The sequence below is a fragment of the Pseudoalteromonas sp. SG44-8 genome, from assembly GCF_014164125.1.
Taxonomy (GTDB): domain Bacteria; phylum Pseudomonadota; class Gammaproteobacteria; order Enterobacterales; family Alteromonadaceae; genus Pseudoalteromonas; species Pseudoalteromonas rhizosphaerae.
In genome coordinates this window covers 100,627-107,188 of record NZ_JACJEQ010000015.1, presented here as the reverse complement: position 1 = coordinate 107,188, position 6,562 = coordinate 100,627, and the positions used below count along the sequence as shown (strand labels likewise).

5 protein-coding genes are annotated in these 6,562 nt (G+C 38.5%); 4 read left to right on the top strand and 1 reads right to left on the bottom strand.

The features are described 5' to 3' along the window. Window positions 1-380: 380 nt before the first annotated feature. The 3 genes from H5163_RS13240 to H5163_RS13230 all read left to right on the top strand — a co-directional run bounded on the left by H5163_RS13240 (window position 381) and on the right by H5163_RS13230 (window position 2,991). Complete coding sequence (locus H5163_RS13240) at window positions 381-980, top strand: bifunctional 2-polyprenyl-6-hydroxyphenol methylase/3-demethylubiquinol 3-O-methyltransferase UbiG (protein ID WP_182735337.1); 600 nt, start codon at window positions 381-383, stop codon at window positions 978-980. Then, complete coding sequence (locus H5163_RS13235; RefSeq protein ID WP_182735336.1) at window positions 977-2,086, top strand: HNH endonuclease; 1,110 nt, start codon at window positions 977-979, stop codon at window positions 2,084-2,086. The genes H5163_RS13240 and H5163_RS13235 overlap by 4 nt, the downstream gene beginning before the upstream one ends. 554 nt (window positions 2,087-2,640) lie before the next feature. After that, window positions 2,641-2,991: a type II restriction endonuclease gene (locus H5163_RS13230; protein WP_182735335.1), complete on the top strand. Its 351-nt coding sequence runs from the start codon at window positions 2,641-2,643 to the stop codon at window positions 2,989-2,991. A 10-nt stretch (window positions 2,992-3,001) separates the two neighbouring features. On the opposite strand, the gene H5163_RS13225 is transcribed toward H5163_RS13230, so the two are convergent. After that, entirely contained in the window at window positions 3,002-4,579 is a 1,578-nt protein-coding gene (locus H5163_RS13225; protein WP_182735334.1) for a DNA cytosine methyltransferase, read from the bottom strand. A gap of 357 nt (window positions 4,580-4,936) precedes the next feature. Between H5163_RS13225 and H5163_RS13220 the strand changes: the two genes are divergently transcribed. Continuing rightward, a complete protein-coding gene (locus tag H5163_RS13220; protein WP_182735333.1) occupies window positions 4,937-6,403 on the top strand; it encodes an MvaI/BcnI family restriction endonuclease in 1,467 nt (488 codons plus the stop codon). Window positions 6,404-6,562 lie beyond the last annotated feature (159 nt).

Here is a 6,562-nt window from a genome sequence, read left to right as displayed (position 1 = left end):
TAGGCGTTAAGCTTGCTGACGCGGTCTTTATTATTTCTCACCAGCGCAGCGTCTCTTAACCTCTGTGGTGAATCAGTCAGTTAATAACTTTTTGCACAAGGAGCAGTGAGTGAGGGTAAATGAGGAGGCAAAAGCTGTTGGCTTCGAGCAATGGTCTGCGGGCCCATCCTATCACCTAGTCACTTTCCTAGAACTTTTACTAAATGAATATGACCAAGACTAAATTCTTAATTTTTGCTAATTAGCAGCTATGTACTTGGTACTCATCGAATATTTCTATATTTTTAATACATTTTCATGTTAGGTTAGGGTTAAACTTAATGAAAACTTAACGCACTAGTAGTTAAGTATTATTAATTAGCCATGGAGCGGTATATCAAGTGACCACTAAAACACTCAGTTACTACAACCAAAACGCACAAAGCTTTAGCGACTCAACGCTTAATGTTGATATGTCGGCGCTTTACGCTGAGTTTTTACCGCTTATCCCCAAACATGGCCATATTTTAGATGCTGGCTGCGGTAGTGCCCGCGATGCTATGTATTTTAAACAGCAAGGTTTTACTGTTAGCGCGTTTGATGCAAGCGAAAATATTGCAAAGTTGGCAAGCAGTTACTTACAGCAAGCTGTAGAGGTTAAAACCTTTCAGCAACTTAATTGTACCAATAAGTACGATGGCATTTGGTGCTGTGCCAGTTTATTGCATGTGCCAAAAGTAGAGCTACCGCAGGTGTTTTTAAAACTGCAAAATGCCCTAAAACCCAATGGGGTTTTGTATGTGTCGTTTAAATATGGCGATACAGAACGCGTACATAACGGCCGCGAATTTACCGATTTAAATGAAGATGGCTTAACTGCATTAATTGCCCACCACACCGAGCTTAAAATACTAAAACAATGGCAAAGTGTTGATCAGCGGCCAGAGCGCGAAAGTGAAGTGTGGCTCAATGCATTAATTAAAGCAGTGCCGGTTTTATGATTGGCGCAATGCAGCAACAGCTCGACTTTATCGCTTATATTCAGCGGATGTTGGTTGAAGGTGATTTTAGCGCAACGTATAAATTTGCGTTGCTGCACGCGTTGGCTGATGTATGTGTAGAGCAACCTCTGGTATCAGATCAATCAGAGCTGAAAATAGATTTAGCCACTTTGGCCGACAAACTCATTGTTTTATATTGGCACCATGCGGTGCCGTTTGCCTCAGAGCAAACAGGCGAAAGCGCTTTGCTTAAACAAAACACTGGCGCGCAATCTAAAGTGATATCTGTACTGTATGAGTGCCAACAAAACAACATTCGTAATTTACGCGGGTTAAAACAAAGCTCGCTTTATAAGCCAACCTTTAACGCAGCAATGGCAACACTCAAAAGTGGGCCATTGTGGCGCTTACAAATATTAGCAAAACAAGCAGAATGCTTTTTATATCCGCATACCAACAGCACTAAATTCATTACCTTAAATGCTGGCATCGCCAGTTGCTTTCGGCGCTTTTATGATTTGGTGGTGTATTTGGCTAAAAATGCCTGGCTGCAAAAAATTCAGAGTATTAAACATAACCAAGCGTTAATAGGCCCGCAAAGCCAACTGCACGACTTTTTATTCGGCTTTGACCGTAACGCACTGAGCAAAGCCAAACCTGTGCTAATTGAGCTGCAACACGGTAATTGCTTTTATTGCCAAAAGCCGTTGAATAATAAAACCGAGATTGACCACTTTATTCCGTTTGCCCGCTACGCAAATGATTTAGGCCACAACTTTGTGGCCGCACACAGCACCTGTAATAACAGTAAACGCGACTTTTTAGCCGCGCAGTTGCACCGCGAGCGCTGGCAAGAACAAAACTTGGTTTTGAATAGCCAGCATATAACCCATGAACTCAGTGATTACTTTAATTGCGATGCTGATAAATCACGCTCAGTAAGTAACTGGGCGTATCAAGTCGCACAGGCGAACAGCGCGAAGTTGTGGTTAGCAAAAGACAGTTTTGAACAAGCTGCTGGTTTGGGGTTATACCTTCATCAAAAAGATCTGCCAAGTGCTGAGTTTGGCTTAGTGGCGGAAGAAAAGCCGAGATATGACGCATAGGCATGAAGTTTGGTTTGTAGGCGTAGAGCTTGCTCACGCGAAAAGCGCAGCTTTTAAGTAGTAAATCGTGTCGTAGGCGCAATTTTACATCGCGCTTTTAAATTGTAGGAACTGGCTTTAGCCGTGAATTTATATCGTTTTGGGAAAGGGATTAAATAACCTCTATTCGAGGTTTTATCGCGTTGGCGATGGCAACCAAGGGGCGAATACCGCCGTCCGCCCCTTGGAACCCCACGGCGCCCCGAAGATCACACTAGATCTTCAACTGCCGTTAATGATGTGAACGTAACCAGCGTAGATAGGCCATCCATGGCCAAGCTACGCTTTTTACAGCATCCATGCTGTAAATTACTCATCATTACGATCGTTTCAGGTGTGATCACGGGGAATTGGAGTTATGAGCATAGACAAGAACCTCTAGCTTATAATCTTATTTATTACGAGTGACTTTGAACCTAGTTATTACAAGTAGTTTATAACAATAATTATTAAGGAATAAAAATGGCGATAAAACCGATTTATTCAGTAAATCCTGTATAAAAACATTAACAGCAGTGGAAGCTGATATAAAACGTTCTAACCAACATGAATTTCAGGGAGTAGCTCCGCTAAAGGATATATTTGGTTTTAACCGAGTCACTAAGCAGGCCAGTTTTTCTATTCGGGGCGATAGTCGTACTTATATTGTGGGTTTGACATGGTATGATTCACGAGAAGGAAATCCAAATAGATCTGCTGAATTTAGATTATACTTTCAAAGCTCACCTGTTATGGAAATTGCGCAAGAAGGTGATGTAATAGCAATTGGATACGATATGAACAGTAATATTCACTGTGAACTTATCCAAAGCTATAGAGGTACACATAAGCCTACGCAATGGCAGATCTTTCAAGGTACAGTATAGTTTCATTGCACTATAAACGTTCAATTAACTTTACTAAGCAAGCACCTAATTTTTGGCCTAACAGCGGAGGCACTGCGTTACCAACTTGGGTGTACTGCGGAACTTCGAATTTACGCATCTGACCTCCTGTTGTGACTTTTGAACGGAATTCAAATTGGTCAGGAAATGATTGTATTCGTGCCATTTCTCTTACGGTCAGTACGCGAAGCTCATTCTTATCGTAATGGCAAGCATCATCAGGGATTGAGAGTGCTGCAGGTGCAGGTGCATGTGCAATTAAAGCTTTTTGAGTCTGCTTTTTAGTTGGGTGCCCCAAAAGGTATTGAACTAGATCAAACTTATTTTTAAATTTAACCAATTTATTTTGCTGATTTAAAAACTCTTTATTGAGTAATAAAGCTGCGCTCTCATTACTTAAGGTCGTTACACCATTTTTAAGAATATTAAATACGTCTTTTGTTACTTGTTTTTTATCAATATCTTGTAATATTTGGTAAATTCTAAAACGTCTTTTTACAATATCACTGTTTATCCTTAGTTCATGATTTTTTAGGTCCACGACATCACCTAAGACACCTGAAAAGTGGGTATTCAAACCTTTAATATAAGCAGATGTCTCTGAAGGACTGGTCAACTTTAAATCATCAATCGCATCTTTTACTGTTGCGGTATCATCAGCAATTAAGGAGCTAAGAAAGCTATTTTTAAATAGCTTAAAGTGCTCTGTTTTTGTTATGTCAAAATAGGGCAAATCACCAAATGTTACGCTACTTATGTTCTTTTTAGCTTTTTTATAAAAGCTAACTGATTGCTTGAACAATTCTATTTCAGTTTCATTTAAATTCTTAAGCTTTTCAAAATAGTCATCTCGTATTGCAATCATGATAAAGCGAGGTCTGTTTTGAGCTATTCCGGCAAATTTAGCATTAATATGTAAACAAAGCGGAATATAACCCTTGGTTGCAAATACTTTAGCAACTTCATGCCACGCATGAAATTGGTTTCCTTCTTCATCCTTAAAAGCGCGTAAGATACCTGTAACGTTTTCTAGCATTGCAATTTTAGGGCGAACTAAAGATACGAAAGATGCAAATTCCCATGGTAACGTATTCTTATCACAATCTTTTTTACGCATACCCGCCATACTGAAGCTTTGGCATGGTGGCCCGCCAGATACTAGATCTAGCTCACCTTCGCCAAATGAATTATGAAGTTCATCGCATAGTGCTGAATTTGCTTCTAATAATTTATTAAGCTCAACGATACTGCCAATGAGAAGTTTATTTTGAATACTTTTTAAGTCATCAGGTAAATCAGAGAATCCATCTTTATTTTTGAATTCAGGAAAGCTAAAAGGGTTCTCTCTTAACCTAGGTTTCAAGTCTTTATAATTACTGTTTAACCACAGTGTATTTTGTGGCATTAAGTTATCTTCAGCTAATTGTGCTAAATCTTCTTTAAAAAAATTATAAGCAAAAGTTTCTGCTGCCATTGGAGAGAGTTCATTAGCAAGCACGGTATTAAAACCGACACTTTCTAGCCCTAATGTTAAGCCGCCACAGCCTGCAAACAATTCAATATGATTCAAAACGCACCAAGTAATAAATGAAAACCAACGAATTTTACGGTAATCGCTCTTAAAAGTCCAGGTAAGAATTTATTATTTTATATGTTGACTTAAGAGCATGAAAAGAATAATTTAATTTAAGGCTTATGAGAGTAGCCTTCCTTCCTGTAAAGACCCTTTGTGTCCTCTCTGTAGATAAAGTTGTGAATTCGCAGCTAGATTTACAGTGTTCGGACTGAAATCAATGAATGACTTTAACTACATATATTTTCGGCACGGTAAGTGCCATCCTGATTATAGGAAAAGCGTTTAGCATTACCCATTTAATCTAAATTTATTCTAGCTGCGATGAATTCCAAAATCTTTGGACCATCGAAAATGATAAATGAAAAACGACTCAAGCAAGAAGCAAAACTTCTAAAGAAAAATAATAATTGTTTAAACCAAGCACGAGCACTAGATATTGTTGCTCGTAAGTATGGTTATTCTAGTTGGCCTGAAGTTTCAAAAGAGTTAAAAAAGCAAGTTGTAGAAGGTATTCCTATACCAAGTATTTCAACAAGTTTCGTTGAATACAATGAAGTTGAAATGTCAGATAAGGATTATGAAGTTTATGATCAAGAAAGGGCCAGTGACTTACTACTAGACCAAAAATTATTGCTGAGAAGTAATACCGTTGCCTTGACCAAGTTAGGTGTAGAGTTTTCTCTTTTTGAGCCTACGCAAACAGGTTTGAATAAATCTATTCTGGATGCAACTCAATCAGTAAGAGACCATTTCGAGTTAGAGGAATTTCATTATTACTTCCAACAAGAGCAAGGCGTTATAAGAAAAGAAGTTAGCTACTTAGTTAATCAGAATGAAATAAAAGAAATTGTTGGAAGTTTTTACCGCCCTAAAACTAAGCAGGGTGATCCAAGGATGTGGTATAGGCAATTACCCAAGTTTGCCACTGCAGGTGATCAAGTTGCCATTGTTATATACCAAGGCTCACCACATCTAATTAACCTAAGCCGAATTGATTTAGAGGTTGAACTACAGAGCCCCTATAGCCAAATTTACAAATTAATAACAAACTACATAAACAAAGAGTTCTCTTATTCAGCAGAGCTACTTAATAAAATAAAAGAATTAGCTATAAAGCCTTTCAAAGCACAGCGAAGTGGTGATACAGCAATAGGTTATACACTAGAGACTTTACTTGGCATTGATGCAAATTCATCAAAAGATCCGGATTACCATGGTATCGAAATAAAGTCTGGTAGGGGTGGTAAAAACCGGACAACCTTGTTTGCCCAAGTTTCTGATTGGAGTTTAAGCCCTTGTGGTTGCAAGGGAGTTGATTTTACTAAAGGCTCTAGTGCAAAAATTTTAGATAGATACGGCTATGAAAGAGAAGATGATTTTAAATTGTACTGCACAGTCAGTACTCAACGTCAAAACTCTCAAGGGCTACATTTTATATTCAATAAGCAAAAAGACCAGCTTGAGGAATGGTATCGAAATGAAGAGTTAGTAGCTGTTTGGCCTGCTAAACTTTTGAAAAAAAGGCTAATTGAAAAACATTCAGAAACTTTTTGGGTGCAAGCTGAAAGCTTTAAAGAAAATGGCGAAGAATTTTTTCAACTAGGAAAAGTAGTCCACACTAAAGCACCTGTTTTGAGCCAGCTAATACCATTGATCTGCTCAGGTGTCATTACAATGGATCATCTAATAAAACGCTCAGGTAAAACTGGTCGCGTTACAGAAAAGGGGCCGCTATTTAAAATAGATAAAAGAAACTTAGAGCTACTTTTCCCTGAGCCGATTGAGATAAATTTGAAGAATGAAATTCATAATGTTTAGTAGGGGGTAGATTAACATGCCGCTGCTAAGACAGTTCCCCGTGATCACACCCGAAATTAAATTAATGATGAGTAATAACAGCGCATGGATGCGCGTTAAGCTGTGACTTCGCCATGGACGGCGAATACACAGCATTTACGTTCATATCATTAATTTAAA